Below are 19,610 nucleotides of genomic sequence, written 5' to 3'. Positions count from 1 at the left end.
GCTCTCTTATGAGTCGGGACTGTCGATGGTCACATGCTGGGTGCCCTGGGTGCCGGTGGCCAGCGGGGCGCTCTGGCCCTTCCATTCACCGTGGGTGGGCTGCCCGGCGCGCGAGACGCGGGCAACCAGTTGGACTTCGGCGAAGTCCGACAGTTTCATCTGCGGCATCATCGCGTCGGCATCGGACAGTTCCACCTCGATCGGCAGCTGCGCCACGGTCACCCGCTTGGCCGCCAGCGGCATGGGTGGGCCATTGCTGGCGCGGGCGAAGATGAACACGGTGTCGTCGGGGCGCACCTTGTCCTTGAGCGCCGCTGCCAGCTCCACCCGTACCTTCAGGCGCGCCGTCTCGGCCACCTTGCCGCCCCCGGCCTTGAGCTTGTCGGCGGCGCGGTCAATGCCGCCCTGCAGCGCGTCACGGGACGCGTCGCCCTGCGGCAACTGCGCCAGTAGGCGTTGCCAGAAGTCGATGGCCTCCTGGTAGCGCTCGCCCTCGAAGGCGGCGATACCACGCAGGCCTAGGCTGGTGACCTCCTGCGGATCAGCCTTCAGCGCTTCATCGGTGAGCGCCTGCAGTTGCGCCGACCACTGTTTATCGGCGGCGAAGTACAGCGACTGCGCCCATTGTCCGAGCAACTCGGGCTGACGCCCGGCCAGGGCCACGGCGCGCTCGAAGGCCTTGGCCGCGTCGGATGGCCGCTGCTCGGCCATATAGGCACGACCAAGGAAGTACAGACCTTCGGCCGAGTCGGGCTGGGCCTGTACCGCACGCTCCAGGCGCGAGGTCATTTCCGCCATCGACTGCGGCGCGCGGGCGAACTCCTGGGTCAGTGCGACCTTGTCCGCGGCGCCGAAGTGCAGGTACAGCCCCAGGGCCATGGCCGGCACCAGCACCGCCGCCAGCAACGGCACGGCCTTGCCCAGGTGGCCCTGGCGGATCACGTCGCCACGCTCGGTATCGGCCAGCAGCTCACGGGCTGCCTCGTCACGGCCATTGGCCAGTTGTTGTTCGTCAAGAACGCCGGCCGCCTGTTGGGCAGCCAGTTCGGCGACGCGCTCCTCATAGAGCGCCACGTTGAGGGCGGTACGGTCCTGCTCGGCCTGCAGACGGCGGCGACCGCGCAGGATCGGCAGCAGCAGGAAAGCCAGGGCGGCGAGCAGCAGCAGGCCCGCGCTAAGCCAGAATTCAGTCATGGGTACGTTCTTTATCCAGCAGTTTGGCCAGACGCTCGCGTTCGTCGGCGGACAGTTCGGTGTTGCCGGCCACGGCCTGGCCACGGCGACGGCGCACGATCAGCGCCAACACCACGAAGCCTCCAACCAGGAGGATCCCCGGGCCGAACCAGAGCAGCCAGGTGCGCCCGCTGAGCGCCGGCTTGTAACGCACGAAGTCGCCATAGCGATCGACCATGAAATCGACGATCTGCTGGTTGTCCTTACCCTCGCCCAGCATGCGGAAGATCTCGCGGCGCAGGTCGGCGGCGATGGGCGCGTTGGAGTCGGCGATGTCCTGGTTCTGGCACTTGGGGCAGCGCAGTTCCTTGGTCAGTTGCTGATAGCGCTCGCGCTCGGCGTCATCGCGGAACTGGTAGGTGTCGATGGCCGCCTTGGCCACCCCGACCAGGCTCAGGCCGAGCACGGCGGCCGCCAGCCAGCGCCTCATGGCCGGGCCTCATCGACCAGCCCCTGGTACAGCGGCGCCAGCTGCTCGCGCCACACCGTGGCATCGACCACGCCCACGTGCTTGTAGCGGATGATGCCCTTGGCGTCGATCAGGAAGGTTTCCGGCGCGCCGTACACGCCCAGGTCCAGGCCCAGCGAGCCTTGCTGGTCGGCGATGTTCAGCTGGTACGGGTTGTGGAACTCAGCCAGCCATTTCAGCGCGGCGACGTTGTCGTCCTTGTAGTTGACGCCGTGGATTACCACGCCCTGCTCGGCCAACTGGTTCAGGTACGGGTGCTCGACCTTGCACGACGGGCACCAGGTACCCCACACGTTGACCAACGCCGGGCGACCGATCAGGTCGTCTTGGGTGAGGCTACGATCGCCCTGCACGCTCGCCAGCGAGAACGCCGGGAACGGCTTGCCGATCATAGCCGAAGGCAGTTCGTCGGGCTTGAGGAACAACCCCTTGTAGAGAAAGACCGCCACCAGCAGGAACACCGCCAGCGGCACCACCATGATCCAACGCTTCATGCAGTCGCTCCAGACACGCCCAGGGCCTCACGCACCCGGGTCTTGACCTTGACGCGGTAGCGTCGGTCGAGGGCCGCCAGCAAGCCGCCCAGGCCGGTCAGCAGACCGCCCAGCCAGATCCAGCGGACATAGGGTTTGATATGCACCCGCACCGCCCACGCGCCGTTTTCCAGCGGCTCGCCCAGGGCGACATACAGATCGCGAGTGAAGCCGGCGTCGATGCCAGCCTCGGTCATCATCGACTGCTGCACGGTGTACAGGCGTTTTTCAGGGTGCAGCACGGACACTTCGCGGCCATCGCGCGAGACGCGCACGGTGCCCTTGTCGGAAATGAAGTTCGGGCCTTCGAAGTGCTTGGCGCCCTCGAACAGGAAGAGATAGCCACCCAGCTCGACGGTCTCGCCCGGCGCCATGCGCAGGTCGCGTTCTGCGCTGTTGTTGCTCGACAGCACCACGCCTAGCGCGCACACCACCAGGCCCAGATGCGCCAGGTGCATGCCCCAGTAGCTGCGACTCAGGCCCGCCAACCCCTTGGCCAAACCCTTGTGACGGGTCTTGTCGAGGATGTCGCGCACGCCGCTCAGGACCACCCAGGCGGCCAGGGCGAACACGCTCAGGGCCGGCCAGTCGAAATCATCGACGATCAGCCCGGCGACCGGCGCCAGGATCGCGCTACCGACCAGCACCGGGGTCAGCATGCCGGCCAGCCATTTGCCCGGGGTGTCCTTCCAGCGCACCACCACGCCCACGCCGAGCACCACCATCAGCAGCGCCATCAGCGGCAGGAACAGGGCGTCGAAGTAAGGCGGGCCGACCGACAGCTTGGCCCCGGTCAGGGCGTCGAGCACCAGCGGGTACAGGGTGCCCAGCAGGATCATCGAGGCTGCCACCACCAGCACCAGGTTGTTGGCCAGCAGCAAGGTTTCACGGGACCACAGGGCAAAGCCCACCTGGCTCTTGACCACCGGCGCGCGCAGGGCGAACAGGGTCAACGAGCCACCAACCACGAACAGCAGGAAGATCAGGATGAAGACGCCACGGGACGGGTCGGCGGCGAACGCATGCACCGATGTCAGCACGCCGGAACGCACCAGGAAGGTCCCCAGCAGGCTCAGGGAGAATGCGGCAATGGCCAGCAACACGGTCCAGCTCTTGAACACCCCGCGTTTTTCGGTGACCGCCAACGAGTGGATCAGCGCCGTGCCCACCAGCCAAGGCATGAACGAGGCGTTCTCGACCGGATCCCAGAACCACCAGCCCCCCCAGCCCAGCTCGTAGTAGGCCCACCACGAGCCGAGGGTGATGCCCACGCCGAGGAAGGCCCAGGCGACGATGGTCCAGGGCCGCGACCAGCGCGCCCAGGCGGCATCGAGACGACCGCCCAACAAAGCGGCGATGGCGAAGGCGAAGGCCACCGAGAAGCCCACATAGCCCATGTACAGCATCGGCGGGTGGACAATCAGGCCGAAGTCCTGCAACAGCGGGTTCAGGTCGCGGCCGTCGCCCGGCACCTGCGGCAGCAGGCGCGAGAACGGGTTGGAGGTGATGATCAGGAAGCTCAGGAAACCCACGCTGATCATGCCCATCACCGCCAGCACCCGCGCCAGCATCACCTGCGGCAACTGGCGCGAGAAGATCGACACGGCGAAGGTCCAGCCGCCAAGGATCAGTGCCCACAGCAGCAGCGAGCCTTCATGGGCGCCCCACACGGCGCTGAACTTGTAGTACCAGGGCAAGGCGCTGTTGGAGTTGCTGGCGACGTAGGCGACCGAGAAGTTGTCGGTCATGAAGGCGTGGGTGAGGCAGGCGAAGGCAAACGCCAGGAAGGCGAACTGCCCCCAGGCCGCCGGCCGCGCCAGGCCCATCCACAGGCTGTCGCCGCGCCAGGCGCCGAGCAGCGGCACAGTGGCCTGCACGGCGGCAAAGCAGATCGCCAGGATCATCGCCAGCTGGCCGAGTTCGGGGATCACCAGGGCCGCATTCATGGCTTGGCCCCCGCGTCGCTGGCGGCCTGGCCGCTTTCCTTCAGGGCCTTGGTGACCTCCGGCGGCATGTACTTCTCATCGTGCTTGGCCAGCACCTCGTCGGCCACCACCACGCCATCGGCGTTGAGCTTGCCAAGGGCGACGATGCCCTGCCCTTCGCGGAACAGGTCAGGGAGGATGCCGCGGTAGGTGATCGGCACCGACTTGGTGTAGTCGGTGACCACGAAGCGCACATCGAGCGAATCGGCCGAGCGCTGCACCGAGCCTTTCTCGACCATGCCGCCGGCGCGGATGCGAGTGTCCAGCGGCGCCTCGCCGTTGGCGATCTGCGTCGGGGTGTAGAACAGGTTGATGTTCTGCTGCAGCGCGCTCAGGGCGAAGCCCACGGCGACGCCGACACCGGCCAGCAGGCCGAGGATGATGAACAGGCGTTTCTTGCGCTGCGGATTCACGGTTTGCTCTCCCGGCGCAGACGACGCGCCTCTTCTTGCAGGTAGCGGCGACGGGCCAGCAGGGGCGCGGCGACATTCAGCGCCAGCACCGCCAGGCAGATGCCGTAGGCCGACCAGACGTACAGACCATGGTGGCCCATGGCGAGAAAATCACTGAAGGACGCGAAGCTCATCGTGCCGCCTCCCGTCCGAGCTGCCCCAGCACCTCATCCTTGACCCAACTGGCTCGGGCCTCGCGCTTGAGCACTTCCAGGCGCATGCGCAGCAGCAGCACGGCGCCGAAGAAGCAGTAGAAGCCCAGCGCGGTGAGCAGCAGCGGCAGCCACATCTCCACCGGCATGGCCGGCTTTTCGGTGAGGGTGAAGGTAGCGCCCTGGTGCAGGGTGTTCCACCACTCCACCGAGTACTTGATGATCGGGATGTTGACCATGCCGACGATGGCCAGCACCGCGCAGGCCTTGGCCGCGCTGTCGCGATTGCTGATGGCCTGGCCCAGGGCGATGATGCCGAAGTAAAGGAACAGCAAGATGAGCATTGAGGTCAGGCGCGCGTCCCAGACCCACCAACTGCCCCAGGTGGGCTTGCCCCAGATCGCCCCGGTAACCAAAGCTACCGCGGTCATCCAGGCGCCGATGGGCGCCGCGCACTGCAGCGCGACATCGGCCAGTTTCATCTTCCACACCAGCCCCACCACGCCCGCCACCGCAAGCATGACGTAGCACGACTGCGCCAGCATGGCCGTCGGCACATGGATATAGATGATGCGGAAACTGTTGCCCTGCTGGTAGTCCTGGGGGGCGAAGGCCAGGCCCCAGGTGATGCCGACCAGCAGCAGCACGACGGCGCAAACGCTCAGCCACGGCAGCATGCGGCCGCTGATGGCATAGAACCATTTGGGGGAGCCCAACTTGTGGAACCACGTCCAACTCATTTTCATCAGGGTACATCCAGGGTATTGGCCGGGCTGCGGTGCCCGGGACTCGTTATTCGCCGACGCTGATCTTCAGGCCGGCCGCGATCGCAAAGGGTGCCAGTGTCACCGCCAGGGCCGTCAGGCTGGCGAGCCAGAGCAGGTGACCGGTGGCAGGCATATTCTGCAACGCCGCCTGCAACGCACCACTGCCCAGGATCAACACAGGGATATACAACGGCAGAATCAGCAACGCCAGCAGCAGCCCACCGCGTTTGAGACCGACCGTCAGCGCCGCGCCCACCGCGCCCAGCAGGCTCAACACCGGCGTGCCCAACAACAGGGAGGCGAGCAGCACCGGCAGGCAGGCGCTCGGCAGGCCCAGCATCAGTGCCAGCAGTGGCGCCAACAATACCAGCGCCAGCCCGGAAAAGATCCAGTGCGCCAGCACCTTGGCCAGCACCAGCAGGGCCAGCGGATGCGGCGAAAGCACCCACTGCTCGAGCGAACCGTCCTCGAAATCGCTGCGGAACAACCCGTCCAGCGACAGCAGCACCGCCAGCAGGGCCGCTACCCAGACCAGTCCAGGCGACAAGGTTTGCAACAATTGCGTCTCCGGACCGACCGCCAGCGGGAACAAAGCGACGACGATGGCGAAGAACACCAGCGGATTGGCCAGCTCCGCCGGACGGCGGAACAACAGGCGAGCCTCGCGGCGCAACAGCAGAAGAAATACGCTCATGCCGCCCATTGCCCCAGGTTCAGCTCGCGGTAGCCCGATGGCTTGCGTTCGAGCGTGTGGTGGGTGGTCAGCACCACGGTGCCGCCCTGCTCACAGTGGGCCGCAAGGTGGGCTTCCAGCTGTGCCACGCCCTGCTTGTCCAGGGCGGTGAACGGCTCGTCGAGGATCCACAGCGGCGGGCTGTCCAGGTACAGCCGAGCCAGGGCGACCCGACGCTGCTGGCCGGCTGACAGGGTGTGACAGGGCACGTCCTCGAACCCGCGCAGGCCGACAGCCTCCAGCGCCTGCCAGATTGCCTCGCGACCGGCCGGCCGATGCAGGGCGCAGAGCCAGGCGAGATTCTCTTCAGCGGTGAGCAAATCCTTGATCCCGGCGGCGTGGCCAATCCACAACAGGATGCTGGCCAGGGCATGACGCTGTTCGGCCAATGGCTGGCCGCCAAGCAGGATCTGCCCGGCGGTGGGTTGCATGAGCCCGGCCAGCAGGCGCAGCAGGCTGGTCTTGCCGCTGCCATTGGGGCCGGCGATCTGCAGCATGTCGCCAGGGTGCAGCTCGAAGTGCAGGTGCTCGAACAGCAGCCGCCAGTCGCGCTCGCAGGCCAGGCCCGCGGCTTGAAGGTGAAGGATCACGGTATCGCCTTATACAGTATGAGGTCTGTCACCGGTACCGACACCGATTGCAGCCTGCGTCTCAAGTCGCTCCAACCCCTGCCGTTATACTGGCAATGGCGAGCGAGCAGCATTATTGCACGCGCCAGCGCGCTGCCAAGAGGGCGGGTTCGACAGGTTGTATACAATCATGACTGAAATCAATAGTCTCAGCACACAAACTGCGGTAAGCCCCCAGGCGACCCGGGCCGCCATGACCGGCGAGCTGTTGCGCCTGCTGCAGGCCCAGCCTGGCCTGCTGCCGCCTGGAGAAACCGCCGAAGCCGAGGTTGTGACCCTGCGCCAGATCGGCCAGGAGTTCCAGATGCTGCTTCGGCTGACCCAGGCCAATGGCAACCAGACGCAAGTGCTGACCACCGCCAGTCAACCCCTGCCACCTGGCAGCCAGGTCCTGGTCAGCCAGACGGATAGCAGCCGTTTGGCGGTGATGGTGCAACAGGCCACTGCCGGCAACATCGCCACTCTGACCCGGCTGGACACCCGGGAAATGCCGGTCGGCACCCTGCTGCAGGCCAAGGTCCTGACCAGCCAGGCCCTGCCGCAGAGCTCCGGCGCGCCCACCACCTTCCGCTCGCTGGTGAGCCTGCTCAGCGGCAGCCAGGCCGGTGCCACGCTGGTCATCGACAGCCCGCGCCGGCTCCCCGTGGGCAGCCTGCTCAGCGCGCTGGTGCAGAGTGAACAGGGGCTACGCTTCGTGCCCCTGAGCGGCCGCCAGGACCAGCTGGCGGTCACTCAGCACCTGTCGACCCAGCAGAACCTCCAGGCCTCGCTGCCGGGTGTGCTCGACAGCCTGCAACGGATCGCCAGCAGCCCCGATGCAGACCCCGAACTGCGCACCAGCGCCGAGCGCCTGCTCGCCAGCCTGCCGGACGTGCGGCAACTGGGGGATGCGAAGGGCCTGGCCCAGGCCCTGAACAACAGCGGCACCTTCTTCGAAGCCAAGCTGCTAGGCGGGTTGGCCGGCGGCATCGCCCCCGACCTGAAGGCACAGCTTGTCAGGCTGGTGGCCCAGGCCCTGCCCAGCGTGCCGGGCCATCCGCCACTGACCAGTGCGCTGGCCACCAGCACCCTCGCCCAGGCCTTGCCTGGCCTGGCCCGCAGCGCACTAGGGATGCTCGGCCAAGTCAGCCCACGGCCACTGCCCAGCGTCTTCCCCCTCCCCTCGCGTCTTCTGCAGAAGCTGGAAAGTGAAGGCGACCTCCAGCAATTGCTACGCCTGGCCGCCGCCGCCATCTCCCGTCTGCAGAGCCACTCGCTGTCCAGCCTGCAACAGAGCGGCACCTTGGAGAACGGCAACCAGCAGACCACCTGGCAGACAGAGATTCCTGTGCGCCATGGTCAGGAGTTCGTGCCGCTGCAGGTCAAGTTGCAGCGCGAGGAAACACCGAAGCAGCAGGCCGACCGCGAGCGCGAGCAGCACGATCCACTGGAAGCGCTGTGGCGCATCGAACTGGCCTTCGATCTCTCACCACTTGGCCCTCTGCAGGTACAGGCGCAGTTGCTGCAAGGCAAGCTTTCCGGCCAGCTCTGGGCGCAGCAGGAAGCCACCGCGCGCCTGATCGACAGCCAGCTGGGCACACTGCGCGATCGCCTGTTGGCCCGAGGCCTGGACGTCGGGGACCTGGAATGCCACCCCGGCCTCCCCCCGCAAGGGCCACGCACGCGCCTGGAACAACGCTGGGTAGACGAGACCGCATGAAACACAAGCCACCCCGCCAGGCGATCGCCCTGAGCTACGACGGCCAGCAGGCCCCGACCCTGAGCGCCAAGGGCGACGATGAGCTGGCCGAGGCCATTCTCGCCATCGCTCGCGAGCATGAGGTGCCCATCTACGAGAATCCCGAGCTGGTGCGCCTGCTGGCGCGCCTGGAGCTGGGTGAACAGATTCCCGAAGCGCTGTACCTGACCATCGCCGAGATCATCGCCTTCGCCTGGCAACTGCGGGGCAAGGTGCCGGAGGACTTCGTCGACGCCACGCCCAGCGAGCGCGAAATCACTCCTGTACTGCCGCGCTTGCCGCATCCGGGCTGACGCAGCGGTACATATGTAGTCCCCGGTGGCCGCACAGGGGTGCGACCTTTGCCGTTACTCACTCACGCAAAGGCCCCTGCCATGACCACCGCTTATGTCAACGACGCTGGCACCCAGTTCGCCCGCCAGCACCTGAGCCATTTTCCCCGCCCGGACCGTGCCGCCGGCGACGCCATCAAGCAATGGGCAAGCGCCCGCGGCGTGACGCTCGACCCCGATCAAACCGATGTAGTCACGCTTCACTACCAACCCCATGGCGACCTGGCGAATTGGGATGGCGTGCTCGTGGCGAAGAGCACGCTGACCCAAGCCATGCTGTCCAACTGGCAAGGTGAATCGGACAACAACCTCATCGGCGGACTGTTCGGCGAACCTTGGGCCGGGCACCTACCCGGGCGCATCAGCTTGGTCGAGACTTTGCGCCCCAAGGCCTGGAACGCACCCTCCGGCGTCAACTACCAAGTGTTCAACGGCGTTTTCCGGCGCACCACGCCGCAGGTATACGGCCCCGAGACACTGCTTGGGCTGCCAGCAGAAGACCTGCAACAGTTCATCTGGAAAATGGATTTCCACGCCACCTACAAAGGCATGCTTGATCGCTACTGGGCCAACGCCGGGAACAGCCACCGCATCCTGGCCAAGATGGCCTTCATCGCCACCTGCAACAAACAGGTGGCCGAAGGCAGCCTGGACGAGGCCGGTCGCCAGCTGGCCTGGCAAGCCGCCGAACTCATGCCGCGCACCGCCACCTTTCGCATGCGCGCGCTGAACATCTATGGCTACAGCGCCACCGACCTGATCTACCTGTACGACAAGAACGCGCACACCGCACTGCTGTACGTACCCGGCAACGCCTCGGCACTGCATACCTTCGCCGGCCCCAATGCCCTGAAGGACTGGGTAGCCCAACAGTGCAAGGACCCCGTCAAACGCGAAGCCCTGGCCGGGCATTTCGGCCAGGCCGATCTGCCAGACGGCCTGGATTTCAGCGGCCTGCGCACCGCCCTGGAAGGCCTCGCCGTCTACCCGGCGGTGTACCGCCTGTCACCCAACCGCTCAGGCTTCACCACCGATGGCGCCTGGCCGCCCCGCACCTATGTCAACTATCGACCCGACACGTACAACCCCGCCATAACCGGGGACCTGTTCCAGGCGCTCGCCGAGCGCCAACGCGCACGCAGCTACCAAGATGCCGACGCGGCGATCACCAGTGACAGCGAGATCACCAAAGCCCGCTGGCGCGGCTACCTGAGCTCGGCGATCAACCTGCTCGGCCCCCTGGCTTTCGTGCTGCCGGAGCTGGCGCCCCTGTTCGCCCTGGGCGGCATCGCCCAGTTCGGCTTGGGGCTGGACGCGGCGATCAACGGCCATGGCGTGGATCAGCAAGCCTCGGGCGTAAGTGATGCCACGTTCGGCCTGTTCAACGCCTTGCCGCTGCTGCATGCCGAGGTGACCAAGGCGCCCGCGCTGTTCCGCTTCAAGTACGACGGTTTCGTCTTGCCCAGCGAGGTGAACGGCAAGCTGGGCTACCCCTTGAGCCCGATGGACCCGCCTCTGCTGCCCGCCGAAGAAGCGCTCGAGTATTTCCACCTCCCAGACCCCGTCGCGCCGCTCGAGGGTGGTGACGAGGCAACCCGTGGCGCCATCATCCGCCTGACCCAGTTCAACGGCGAGCCCGATACCCTGCGCGCAACCATCGGTGGCTACAGCGCCGATGTTGTCTACGACCTGGAGGCCAACGCCTTCGTCCAGCGCGACGACCTCAATGCGGTGGAACCGAAACGCTACATCCCTCGCGTGGCCAGCAGGAACCTGGTCCGTGCGCCGCAAGGCAGGCTGGTCACCGATGAAATGCGCACCGCGAGCCTGCGGGCCATGGGCATCGACCTGCCACTCCCGGTGAAGGTGCCGGAATTCCCCTTGGAGGCGAGCCGAAGAATCCCCGAGCAGATCCTCAGCATCTGGGTCGGCGACCGAACGATACCCGACAACCTGCTGGCCAACCTCGCCAAGAACAGCAGAACGCTAAAGCCCTCACGCTTCAGCCTGCGCCTGTACCTGTCCAACGAGTCGCCCCAGGCCTATGTGCGAAACCTCGAGCGCCTGGCCGAATACGCCCCCGACGTCATCGTGCTGCCCCTGGAGGAGCAACCCTTCTATTCCTCGTTCAAGGACAGCGCCAACTACCCGCAATACCGCGCCGCGATCGACGGCAATGGCGGCATCGCACGCCATTTCTCGTCGGCGGCGGATGTCTTGCGTTTCCCACTGTTGGACCACGAGGGGGGCTTGTACATGGACATCGACGACAGGCTACTGGCCGAGGGCGAGTACCCGGTGACGATCAACGGACGCGGCTACGGCCCGCGGGCCAAACCGATCGACGATACCTTCTTGCAGACCACCCCTGATGGCGTGCTGCTCTACCCGCCGATCGCCAACGAAAAGATGAACATCCACTGCATCTACAACACCAGCCTGATCGGCAGTCATGCCAACAACCCGACCCTGAGGGCCATCAGCGAAGAAATGCACGCTCGCTTTCAGGCCGAACCGAGGTTCTACGACAGCAAACCGGACGCCGCGCGCGACCCGGAGGGTTTCGCCCACTACGCCAATACCCTGAGCCGGCTGACCGGGCCCACCCTGCTGACCGACGTGACCGACCGCTTGCTGCCCGACCTGAAACAGCTCAGGCAAATCACCAACCTCGACTCGCTGTCCACCGTCAATTCCTTCACGTTCGTCGACCGCCTCGCCTACAAGACCGCGCTAGACCGCTACCTGCCGCTCAATGGCGTCGCCAGGATCGGCAACAACCATGCCTGGGCCAAGCCTTGAAGGTCTGACGTTGATGGTCACCCCTGAAACGACAAGGCGACCCGAAGGTCGCCTTGTGCACGCTCATTCGACGCGATGCAACTTGCTCATCAGCTGCGCCTCGGCCTGGGTCAACCCGCAGGTCTGGGTCAACTCCTCGACGCTAGCCCCCATCCCCACCAGTTTGGCGGCCTGGGCAAAGGTGACGCTGTTGGGGTCGCGTTGCTCGAGTTGCTGCAGCTTCTCGGGCAACGGCGCCACCACCGCGCGCAGCTCATGGATCGCCTCGCCCATGCGCACGGTGCCATTCTGGTAATCGTCCAGGCGCTTGGCCAGGTCCTTGATGCGCTGGTCACGCAGCGCATCGCCCTGGGCCTGCTGGGCGGCCAGCTCGCGCTGGCGCTTGCTGTAGTTGAGGAAGAACCACAAGCTCAGTGCCCAGAGCAGCGCCAGGAAGATGACAGCAACCTCGAAGATCAACTCAGATGTTCTCCAACTCGGACCACTCTTCCTCGGTCATCATCTTGTCCAGCTCGACCAGAATCAGCAGCTCGCCGTTCTTGTTGCAGACACCCTGGATGAACTTGGCCGACTCTTCGTTGCCGACGTTCGGCGCGGTCTCGATCTCCGACTGACGCAGGTAGACCACTTCGGCGACGCTGTCGACCAGGATACCGACCACTTGCTTGTCCGCCTCGATGATGACGATGCGGGTGTTGTCGGTGACTTCAGTCGGCATCAGGCCAAAGCGCTGGCGGGTGTCGATGACCGTCACCACGTTGCCGCGCAGGTTGATGATGCCCAGCACGTAGCTGGGAGCGCCCGGAACCGGGGCGATCTCGGTGTAGCGCAGGACTTCCTGCACCTGCATGACATTGATGCCGTAGGACTCGTTGTCCAGACGGAAGGTTACCCACTGCAGGATCGGATCTTCGGAACCTTGTGCAGACGACTTTTTCATTCCCCTAGCCCTCAAAATCCGCCATTGGCGGTGTGCTCTGTATTGCCGCGGCAGTAGCGGCGTTGATTCAGTTGTGTTTGGTGTTCATCTGCTTGACCGCGCCACTGGCGATCAGCTCGGCCAGTTCGGCGACATCGAGCAGCGCGCACATGTGTTCGATCACCGTGCCGGCCAGCCATGGCCGTTGGCCACGCTGGCTGCGCCACTTGATCTCGTTCGGGTCCAGGCGCAACGAACGGCTGACCTGGTGCACGGCCAATCCCCATTCGTAGCCCTGGACTGAAATCACATACTGCAGGCCCTGGCGGAAATCGTCGCGGTAGCGGTCCGGCATCACCCAGCGCGCCGTGTCGAGCACCTTGAGGTTGCCCGCCTGGCAGGTGAGGATGCCGAGGAACCAGTCCGGCTGGCCGAACAGTGGCGTCAGCTCCTGGCCGGCCAGGGTGTAGATCGAGCCCAGACACACCAGCGGTACCGCCAGGGTCAGCCCGGCAACATCGAACAGCAGGCATTCGAACGGTTCGGCGGCCCAGTCCGGACGGCCATCGACGCTGGCCGGCGGTGTTGGCGCGGCGGGTGCCGCCGTCACATTCAGCTCCACCAACGGCGCCACGGGTTCGATGGCCTGGGTCTGGCTCAGGACCGGGATGCTGGCATCGGCCACCACCTCGGTCTCGACCATGGCGACCACCGGCTCCACCACCGGCGCGGCAGGCGGCAGCACGGTCGGCAGGACCTTGGCCTGCGGCTCGGCAAAGGGCCGCGCAGCAGGTGGGGTCGGAATTATCTGGCGCTGGGCGTCTCGGGCCTGTTCCTCGCGAACCGCTGCTTCGAAGTCATCGCCGGAGGCCTGCTCGACAGGCTCCACGACAGGCGTCTCCAACTCCGCCGGCAGCTCGAACGACTCGGTGGCCTCCTGCAGCAGCCCGTCGAGGTAGGACTGCAAGGCCATCTGTGGCTTGGTGGTGATCTGCCGAGCCTGGTTCATCACGCCACCTGCAATGCGGAACGGTAGGTGAGCAGATGCTTGAGCAGCGCCCGGTAGGCGACCACGCCACGGCTCTTGCCGTCGAACTGCGAAGGCGTGACGCCGTTGCGGCTGGCGTCTCGCAGACGCGTGTCCACCGGAATGTAGCCCTGCCAGACCTGGTCGCCATAGGTGTCACGCAGCACCTTCAAGGTGCCCAGCGATGCCTGGGTGCGGCGGTCGAACAGGGTCGGCACGATCTGGTAGGGCAATGCCTGCTTGCGCGAGCGATTGATCATGCCCAGGGTGCTGACCATGCGCTCCAGGCCCTTGACCGCGAGGAACTCGGTCTGCACCGGGATCACCAGCTGCTGGCTGGCGGCCAGGGCGTTGACCATTAGCACGCCTAGCAAGGGCGGGCTGTCGATCAGGGCGAAGTCGAAATCCTGCCACAGTTGCGCCAGACTCTTGGCGATCACCAGGCCTAGGCCACTCTGCCCCGGCGACTGGCGCTCGAGCACCGCCAGCGCGGTGCTCGACGGCAGCAGCGAGATGCGCTCGTCGCTGGTCGGCAGCAGCAGTTGGCCCGGCAAACCTTCGGGCACCGTGCCCTTGTGCAGGAACAGGTCGTAGCAGCTGTGCTCGAGCGCATCGGGGTTGTGCCCGAAGTAGCTGGTCATCGAGCCGTGCGGGTCGAGGTCGACCACGACCACGCGCTTGCCCGCCTCGGCCAGCAAGCCGGCCAGGGCGATGGTGGTGGTGGTCTTGCCGACGCCACCTTTTTGATTGGCTACTGCCCAGACTCTCATCGTGCGTTGCTTCCTCCCGGTATGGCCGCCTGCCCTGCCGGGAACGGTGTGAAATTCAGTGACGGGGATTTGACGAAATCAGCCCCCGGTCGACGGTGCTGGCGAGGCTGGTGCACTTTGTGTGCCAGCCCGGCGCATCGCCGCATCCGGGGTGGCATTGGCACTGCCACTGCCGGTCAGGCTGCGGCGTACCTCCAGGTTACGCGAGATCACCAACACCACCCGGCGGTTGCGCGCACGCCCGTCGGCAGTGTCGTTGCTGGCCACCGGCTGGTACTCCCCGTAACCCACCGAGGCCATGCGCGCCGGGTTGACCCCTTCCATCGCCAGCAACCGGACGATGCTCGCCGCTCGCGCCGACGACAGCTCCCAGTTGGTCGGGTACTGGGCGGTGCGAATCGGCAGGTTGTCAGTGAAGCCTTCGACGTGCACCGGGTTGGCGAACGGCCTAAGAATCTTCGCCACCTTCTCGATGATCTCGAAGGCGACATCGCTGGGCATGGCGTCGGCACTGGCGAACAGCAGCGAGGAGTTGAGCTCGATCTCCACCCACAGTTCGTTGCCGCGCACGGTCATCTGGTTGGACTTGATCAGGTCGCCGAAGGCGTCGCGGACATCGTCGGTGATGGTCTTGAGCGGGTCGGTACTGGTCTGCGCCAGGCCCGCGTCGGTCTGCTCGCTGTCCTTGATCAGCGGCTCGGCGGGCTTGACGCTCAGCGGCCGCTCGTCACCGATAGGGATCGGCTTCATGCTGCGCTCGGGGTCATTGAAGACCCCGATCAGCGCCTGGGAAATCTGCTTGTACTTGCCCTCGTTGATCGACGAGATCGAATACATGACCACGAAGAAGGCGAACAGCAGGGTGATGAAGTCGGCGTACGAGACCAGCCAGCGCTCGTGGTTCTCGTGCTCTTCGATCTTGCGACGACGGGCCATGGCTTACTCCATGAAGCCTTGCAGCTTCAGCTCGATCGAGCGCGGGTTCTCGCCTTCGGCGATCGACAACAAGCCCTCGAGCAGCATCTCGCGATAGCGAGACTGGCGCAGGGTGATGGCCTTGAGCTTGTTGGCGATCGGCAGCAGGATCAGGTTGGCGCTGGCCACGCCGTAGATGGTGGCGACGAAGGCCACGGCAATGCCGTTACCCAGCTGCGACGGGTCGGCCAGATTACCCATCACGTGGATCAGACCCATCACCGCACCGATGATGCCGATGGTCGGCGCATAGCCGCCCATGCTCTCGAACACCTTGGCGGCCTGGATGTCGCGGGCTTCCTGAGTCAGGAAATCGACTTCAAGTATGCTGCGGATGGCCTCGGGCTCGGCGCCGTCGACCAGCAGCTGCAGGCCTTTGCGCGCATAGGGATCGGGCTCGGCGTCGGCCACGCCCTCCAGGCCCAGCAGGCCTTCCTTGCGTGCCGTCAGACTCCAGTTCACCACCCGGTCAATGCCACCGGGCAGGTCCACCCGCGGCGGGAAGAAGATCCAGCCCACGATCTGCAGAGCGCGCTTGAACGCCGACAGCGGCGACTGCAACAACGCCGCCGCCAGGGTACCGCCCAGCACGATCAATGCCGCCGGGCCGTTGATCAGCGCACCGACGTGGCCGCCCTCGAGGAAATTGCCGCCAACGATGGCGACAAAAGCGAGGATCAGGCCGATTAGGCTCAACACATCCATCAGATGCACGCCTCGACCAGGTGCTTGCCGATCTCGTCCAGGCTGTACACGGCATCGGCCAGGTTGGCCTTGACGATGGCCATGGGCATGCCGTAGATCACGCAACTGGCCTCATCCTGCGCCCACACGGTGCTGCCACCCTGCTTGAGCAGGCGTGCGCCCTCGCGACCGTCGGCGCCCATGCCGGTGAGCACCACCGAGAGCACCTTGTCGCCATAGGACTTGGCGGCGGAGCCGAAGGTGATGTCGACACAAGGCTTGTAGTTCAGGCGCTCGTCGCCCGGCAGGATCTTCACCGTGCCACGGCCGTCGACCATCATCTGCTTGCCACCCGGGGCCAGCAACGCCAGGCCCGGACGTAACACGTCACCGTCCTCGGCTTCCTTGACGCTGATCTTGCACAGCTTGTCCAGGCGCTCGGCGAAGGCCTTGGTGAAGGCCGCCGGCATGTGCTGGATCAGAACGATCGGCGCCGGGAATCCGGCGGGCAGTTGGGTCAATACCCGCTGCAGCGCCACCGGGCCACCGGTGGAGGTGCCGATGGCGACCAGCTTGTAGGGCTTGCGCTTGGGCGCCGGCGAATGCGCGGCGGCCGGTGCCGCGGCGCGGGCCGGAGCCGCCGTGCGCGCGGGCGTGGTACTGGCGAAGCTGCTGGCCGGCGCATGACTATTGGCCGGAGCCGGCGCGGCGGCGGGCGCCGGGCTGGAATAGGCGCTGAAACGGCGGTTGCTGCGCGAGATGGTATGGACCTTCTCGCACAGCAGCTGCTTGACCTTTTCCGGGTTGCGCGAGATGTCCTCGAAGTTCTTCGGCAGGTAGTCGACCGCACCGGCGTCCAGGGCGTCGAGGGTGACGCGGGCGCCTTCATGGGTCAGCGAGGAGAACATCAACACCGGCGTCGGGCAGCGCTGCATGATGTGCCGCACCGCAGTGATACCGTCCATCATGGGCATTTCATAGTCCATGGTGATGACATCGGGCTTGAGCGCCAGCGCCTGGTCGATCGCTTCCTTGCCGTTGGTCGCGGTGCCCACGACCTGGATCGTCGGGTCCGCCGAGAGAATTTCCGAGACACGGCGGCGGAAGAAACCGGAATCATCCACCACCAGGACCTTGACTGCCATAAACACTCCATTAGGCGGCGCACCCGCCAGGGCGCGCCACCGAAATCAAATACGCCGGGCGGCGTAACGCTTGAGCATGCTCGGAACGTCGAGGATCAGGGCGATCCGGCCGTCACCGGTGATGGTCGCGCCGGACATGCCCGGGGTGCCCTGCAGCATCTTGCCCAGCGGCTTGATCACCACCTCTTCCTGGCCAACCAACTGGTCGACCACGAAGCCGATGCGCTGGGTACCGACCGACAGGATCACCACATGACCTTCGTGCTGCTCTTCATGCTCGTGGTCCTGGACCAGCCAGCGCTTGAGGTAGAACAGCGGCAGCGCCTTGTCGCGCACGATCACCACTTCCTGGCCGTCGACCACGTTGGTGCGCGACAGGTCGAGGTGGAAGATCTCGTTGACGTTGACCAGCGGGAAGGCGAACGCCTGGTTGCCGAGCATTACCATCAGGGTCGGCATGATCGCCAGGGTCAGCGGCACCTTGATGACGATCTTCGAGCCCTGGCCTTTGGCCGAGAAGATGTTGATCGAGCCGTTGAGCTGGGAAATCTTGGTCTTCACCACGTCCATGCCGACGCCGCGGCCGGACACGTCGGAGATCTCGGTCTTGGTCGAGAAGCCCGGGGCGAAGATCAGGTTGTAGCAGTCCGACTCGCTCAGGCGATCGGCCGCGTCCTTGTCCATCAGGCCCTTTTCCACGGCCTTGGCGCGCAGGATGCTCGGGTCCATGCCCTTGCCGTCGTCGGAGATCGACAGCAGGATGTGGTCACCCTCCTGCTCGGCGGACAGCACCACCCGGCCCATGCGCGACTTGCCGGAGGCCTCGCGCTCGTCAGGCATCTCGACGCCGTGGTCAACGGCGTTGCGCACCAAGTGCACCAACGGGTCGGCCAGGGCTTCCACCAGGTTCTTGTCGAGGTCGGTCTCTTCACCGACCAGCTCCAGGTTGATCTCTTTCTTGAGCTGGCGGGCCAAGTCGCGAACCAGGCGCGGGAAGCGGCCGAAGACTTTCTTGATCGGCTGCATGCGGGTCTTCATGACCGCGGTCTGCAGGTCGGCGGTGACCACGTCGAGATTGGACACGGCCTTGGACATGGCCTCGTCGCCGCTGTTGAGCCCCAGGCGCACCAGGCGGTTACGCACCAGCACCAGTTCGCCGACCATGTTCATGATCTCGTCCAGACGCGCGGTATCGACCCGCACGGTGGTTTCCGCTTCGCTGGCGCCATGCTTCTCGGCGGCCGGCGCAGGAGCGCGAGCCGGGGCGGCAGGCTTGGCGGCCGCAGCCGGTGCCGCGGCGGGCGCAGGAGCCGGCTTGGCAACGGGCTTGACCTCGGCCTTGGCCGCGACAGGCGCGGCGACGGCGGCAGGCGCCTCGGCGGTGACCGCGTCACTGGAGAACTTGCCCTTGCCGTGCAACTGGTCGAGCAGGGCCTCGAATTCGTGTTCGCTGATGCTCTCGTCGCCCGCGGCGGGTGCCGCGCTGGCCACTGGCGCGGCGGCGCCTGGCAGTGCGTCGACGGCAAAAGTACCTTTGCCGTGCAACTGGTCGAGCAGCGACTCGAACTCATCGTCGGTGATCTCGTCGCTGGCCGGAGTGGCTGGCGCAGGCGCGCTGACGGCGGCATCGGCCGAGAACTGGCCCTTGCCGTGCAGCTGGTCGAGCAGCGACTCGAACTCGGCATCGGTGATCTCGTCACCGCCGCCGCTGATTTCTTCACCCTGCAGTTGCTCATGAACCTGAGCTTCAGCCTTGACCGCATCGAGCGAGTCGAGCAGTTGCTCGAACTCGGTATCGGTGATGTCGGGCTCGGCAGCCGGGGCTTCGACCACGGGCGCCGCCTCGACCACCGGGGCCGGGGCTTCGGCGCCACCGGGCTCGGCCAAGCGCGACAGCGCCGCCAGCAGCTCCGGCGTGGCCGGCGTGACATCGGTACGTTCGCGCACCTGGCCGAACATGCTGTTGACCGTGTCGAGGGCCTCGAGCACCACGTCCATCAGTTCCGCGTCAACCCGGCGCTCACCTTTGCGCAGGATGTCGAACACGTTCTCGGCAATGTGGCAGCACTCCACCAACTCATTGAGCTGAAGGAAGCCGGCGCCCCCTTTTACAGTGTGGAAACCGCGGAAAATCGCATTGAGCAGGTCCGCGTCATCGGGCCGGCTTTCCAGCTCGACCAATTGCTCGGACAGTTGCTCGAGGATTTCGCCGGCTTCTACCAGGAAATCCTGGAGGATTTCTTCATCGGCGCCGAAGCTCATTAA

20 protein-coding genes are annotated in these 19,610 nt (G+C 65.7%); 3 read left to right on the top strand and 17 right to left on the bottom strand.

The genetic code is table 11. The annotated features are described in order from the left end of the window. Positions 1 to 6 precede the first annotated feature (6 nt). Genes ccmI through ccmA form a run of 9 tightly spaced genes read right to left on the bottom strand, consistent with a single transcriptional unit; the run spans position 7 to position 6,914 of the window. Positions 7 to 1,194, bottom strand: coding sequence for a c-type cytochrome biogenesis protein CcmI (gene ccmI, locus K5H97_RS08485; protein ID WP_028691024.1), 1,188 nt, complete (start codon positions 1,192 to 1,194; stop codon positions 7 to 9). After that, entirely contained in the window at positions 1,187 to 1,663 is a 477-nt protein-coding gene (locus K5H97_RS08480; protein WP_028691023.1) for a cytochrome c-type biogenesis protein, read from the bottom strand. Before K5H97_RS08480 ends, ccmI begins: the two co-directional genes overlap by 8 nt. After that, on the bottom strand, positions 1,660 to 2,196 hold the full coding sequence (locus K5H97_RS08475) for a DsbE family thiol:disulfide interchange protein (protein ID WP_028691022.1): 537 nt from the start codon (positions 2,194 to 2,196) through the stop codon (positions 1,660 to 1,662). The genes K5H97_RS08480 and K5H97_RS08475 overlap by 4 nt, the downstream gene beginning before the upstream one ends. Further along, positions 2,193 to 4,166 (bottom strand): heme lyase CcmF/NrfE family subunit, encoded by a 1,974-nt coding sequence (locus tag K5H97_RS08470; RefSeq protein ID WP_178080971.1) that lies wholly within the window; start codon positions 4,164 to 4,166, stop codon positions 2,193 to 2,195. The genes K5H97_RS08475 and K5H97_RS08470 overlap by 4 nt, the downstream gene beginning before the upstream one ends. Positions 4,167 to 4,177: 11 nt before the next feature. Beyond that, positions 4,178 to 4,633: a cytochrome c maturation protein CcmE gene (gene ccmE, locus K5H97_RS08465; protein WP_028691020.1), complete on the bottom strand. Its 456-nt coding sequence runs from the start codon at positions 4,631 to 4,633 to the stop codon at positions 4,178 to 4,180. Beyond that, on the bottom strand, positions 4,630 to 4,806 hold the full coding sequence (gene ccmD / locus K5H97_RS08460) for a heme exporter protein CcmD (protein ID WP_011534872.1): 177 nt from the start codon (positions 4,804 to 4,806) through the stop codon (positions 4,630 to 4,632). The genes ccmE and ccmD overlap by 4 nt, the downstream gene beginning before the upstream one ends. After that, positions 4,803 to 5,570: a heme ABC transporter permease gene (locus tag K5H97_RS08455; RefSeq protein ID WP_028691019.1), complete on the bottom strand. Its 768-nt coding sequence runs from the start codon at positions 5,568 to 5,570 to the stop codon at positions 4,803 to 4,805. The genes ccmD and K5H97_RS08455 overlap by 4 nt, the downstream gene beginning before the upstream one ends. 46 nt (positions 5,571 to 5,616) lie before the next feature. Continuing rightward, positions 5,617 to 6,285, bottom strand: coding sequence for a heme exporter protein CcmB (ccmB, locus tag K5H97_RS08450; protein WP_028691018.1), 669 nt, complete (start codon positions 6,283 to 6,285; stop codon positions 5,617 to 5,619). Further along, positions 6,282 to 6,914, bottom strand: coding sequence for a cytochrome c biogenesis heme-transporting ATPase CcmA (gene ccmA, locus K5H97_RS08445; protein ID WP_028691017.1), 633 nt, complete (start codon positions 6,912 to 6,914; stop codon positions 6,282 to 6,284). The genes ccmB and ccmA overlap by 4 nt, the downstream gene beginning before the upstream one ends. 169 nt (positions 6,915 to 7,083) lie before the next feature. Between ccmA and fliK the strand changes: the two genes are divergently transcribed. The 3 genes from fliK (at position 7,084) to K5H97_RS08430 (ending at position 11,825) form a co-directional block, all read left to right on the top strand. Further along, complete coding sequence (fliK, locus tag K5H97_RS08440; protein WP_028691016.1) at positions 7,084 to 8,652, top strand: flagellar hook-length control protein FliK; 1,569 nt, start codon at positions 7,084 to 7,086, stop codon at positions 8,650 to 8,652. After that, complete coding sequence (locus tag K5H97_RS08435) at positions 8,649 to 8,984, top strand: EscU/YscU/HrcU family type III secretion system export apparatus switch protein (RefSeq protein WP_028691015.1); 336 nt, start codon at positions 8,649 to 8,651, stop codon at positions 8,982 to 8,984. The genes fliK and K5H97_RS08435 overlap by 4 nt, the downstream gene beginning before the upstream one ends. 81 nt (positions 8,985 to 9,065) lie before the next feature. Next, entirely contained in the window at positions 9,066 to 11,825 is a 2,760-nt protein-coding gene (locus K5H97_RS08430; protein ID WP_028691014.1) for a dermonecrotic toxin domain-containing protein, read from the top strand. 63 nt (positions 11,826 to 11,888) lie between these two features. Here K5H97_RS08430 and K5H97_RS08425 read toward each other — a convergent pair whose 3' ends face one another. The 8 genes from K5H97_RS08425 to K5H97_RS08390 form a co-directional block, all read right to left on the bottom strand. Beyond that, positions 11,889 to 12,284, bottom strand: coding sequence for a DUF2802 domain-containing protein (locus tag K5H97_RS08425; RefSeq protein WP_028691013.1), 396 nt, complete (start codon positions 12,282 to 12,284; stop codon positions 11,889 to 11,891). 1 nt (position 12,285) lies between these two features. Next, the gene (locus K5H97_RS08420; protein WP_003254393.1) at positions 12,286 to 12,765 is read right to left on the bottom strand and encodes a chemotaxis protein CheW; all 480 of its coding nucleotides are present in this window, start codon (positions 12,763 to 12,765) and stop codon (positions 12,286 to 12,288) included. Between the two features lie 67 nt (positions 12,766 to 12,832). Continuing rightward, positions 12,833 to 13,753 carry a CheW domain-containing protein gene (locus tag K5H97_RS08415; protein WP_028691012.1) on the bottom strand — a complete coding sequence of 307 codons (921 nt, stop codon included), beginning with the start codon at positions 13,751 to 13,753 and terminating at the stop codon, positions 12,833 to 12,835. Continuing rightward, entirely contained in the window at positions 13,753 to 14,541 is a 789-nt protein-coding gene (locus K5H97_RS08410) for a ParA family protein (RefSeq protein WP_028691011.1), read from the bottom strand. Before K5H97_RS08410 ends, K5H97_RS08415 begins: the two co-directional genes overlap by 1 nt. A gap of 78 nt (positions 14,542 to 14,619) precedes the next feature. Continuing rightward, a complete protein-coding gene (gene motD / locus K5H97_RS08405; RefSeq protein ID WP_028691010.1) occupies positions 14,620 to 15,477 on the bottom strand; it encodes a flagellar motor protein MotD in 858 nt (285 codons plus the stop codon). A 3-nt stretch (positions 15,478 to 15,480) separates the two neighbouring features. Then, on the bottom strand, positions 15,481 to 16,221 hold the full coding sequence (locus K5H97_RS08400) for a flagellar motor protein (RefSeq protein ID WP_028691009.1): 741 nt from the start codon (positions 16,219 to 16,221) through the stop codon (positions 15,481 to 15,483). Continuing rightward, on the bottom strand, positions 16,221 to 17,345 hold the full coding sequence (locus K5H97_RS08395) for a protein-glutamate methylesterase/protein-glutamine glutaminase (RefSeq protein WP_028691008.1): 1,125 nt from the start codon (positions 17,343 to 17,345) through the stop codon (positions 16,221 to 16,223). The genes K5H97_RS08400 and K5H97_RS08395 overlap by 1 nt, the downstream gene beginning before the upstream one ends. A 45-nt stretch (positions 17,346 to 17,390) precedes the next feature. Continuing rightward, positions 17,391 to 19,607, bottom strand: a complete 2,217-nt coding sequence (locus K5H97_RS08390; protein ID WP_028691007.1) for a chemotaxis protein CheA — start codon at positions 19,605 to 19,607, stop codon at positions 17,391 to 17,393. Positions 19,608 to 19,610 lie beyond the last annotated feature (3 nt).

Origin of the sequence: Pseudomonas mosselii (assembly GCF_019823065.1) — a bacterium.
Taxonomy (GTDB): Bacteria; Pseudomonadota; Gammaproteobacteria; order Pseudomonadales; family Pseudomonadaceae; genus Aquipseudomonas; species Aquipseudomonas mosselii.
This window is presented reverse-complemented; position numbering and strand designations above follow the sequence as displayed.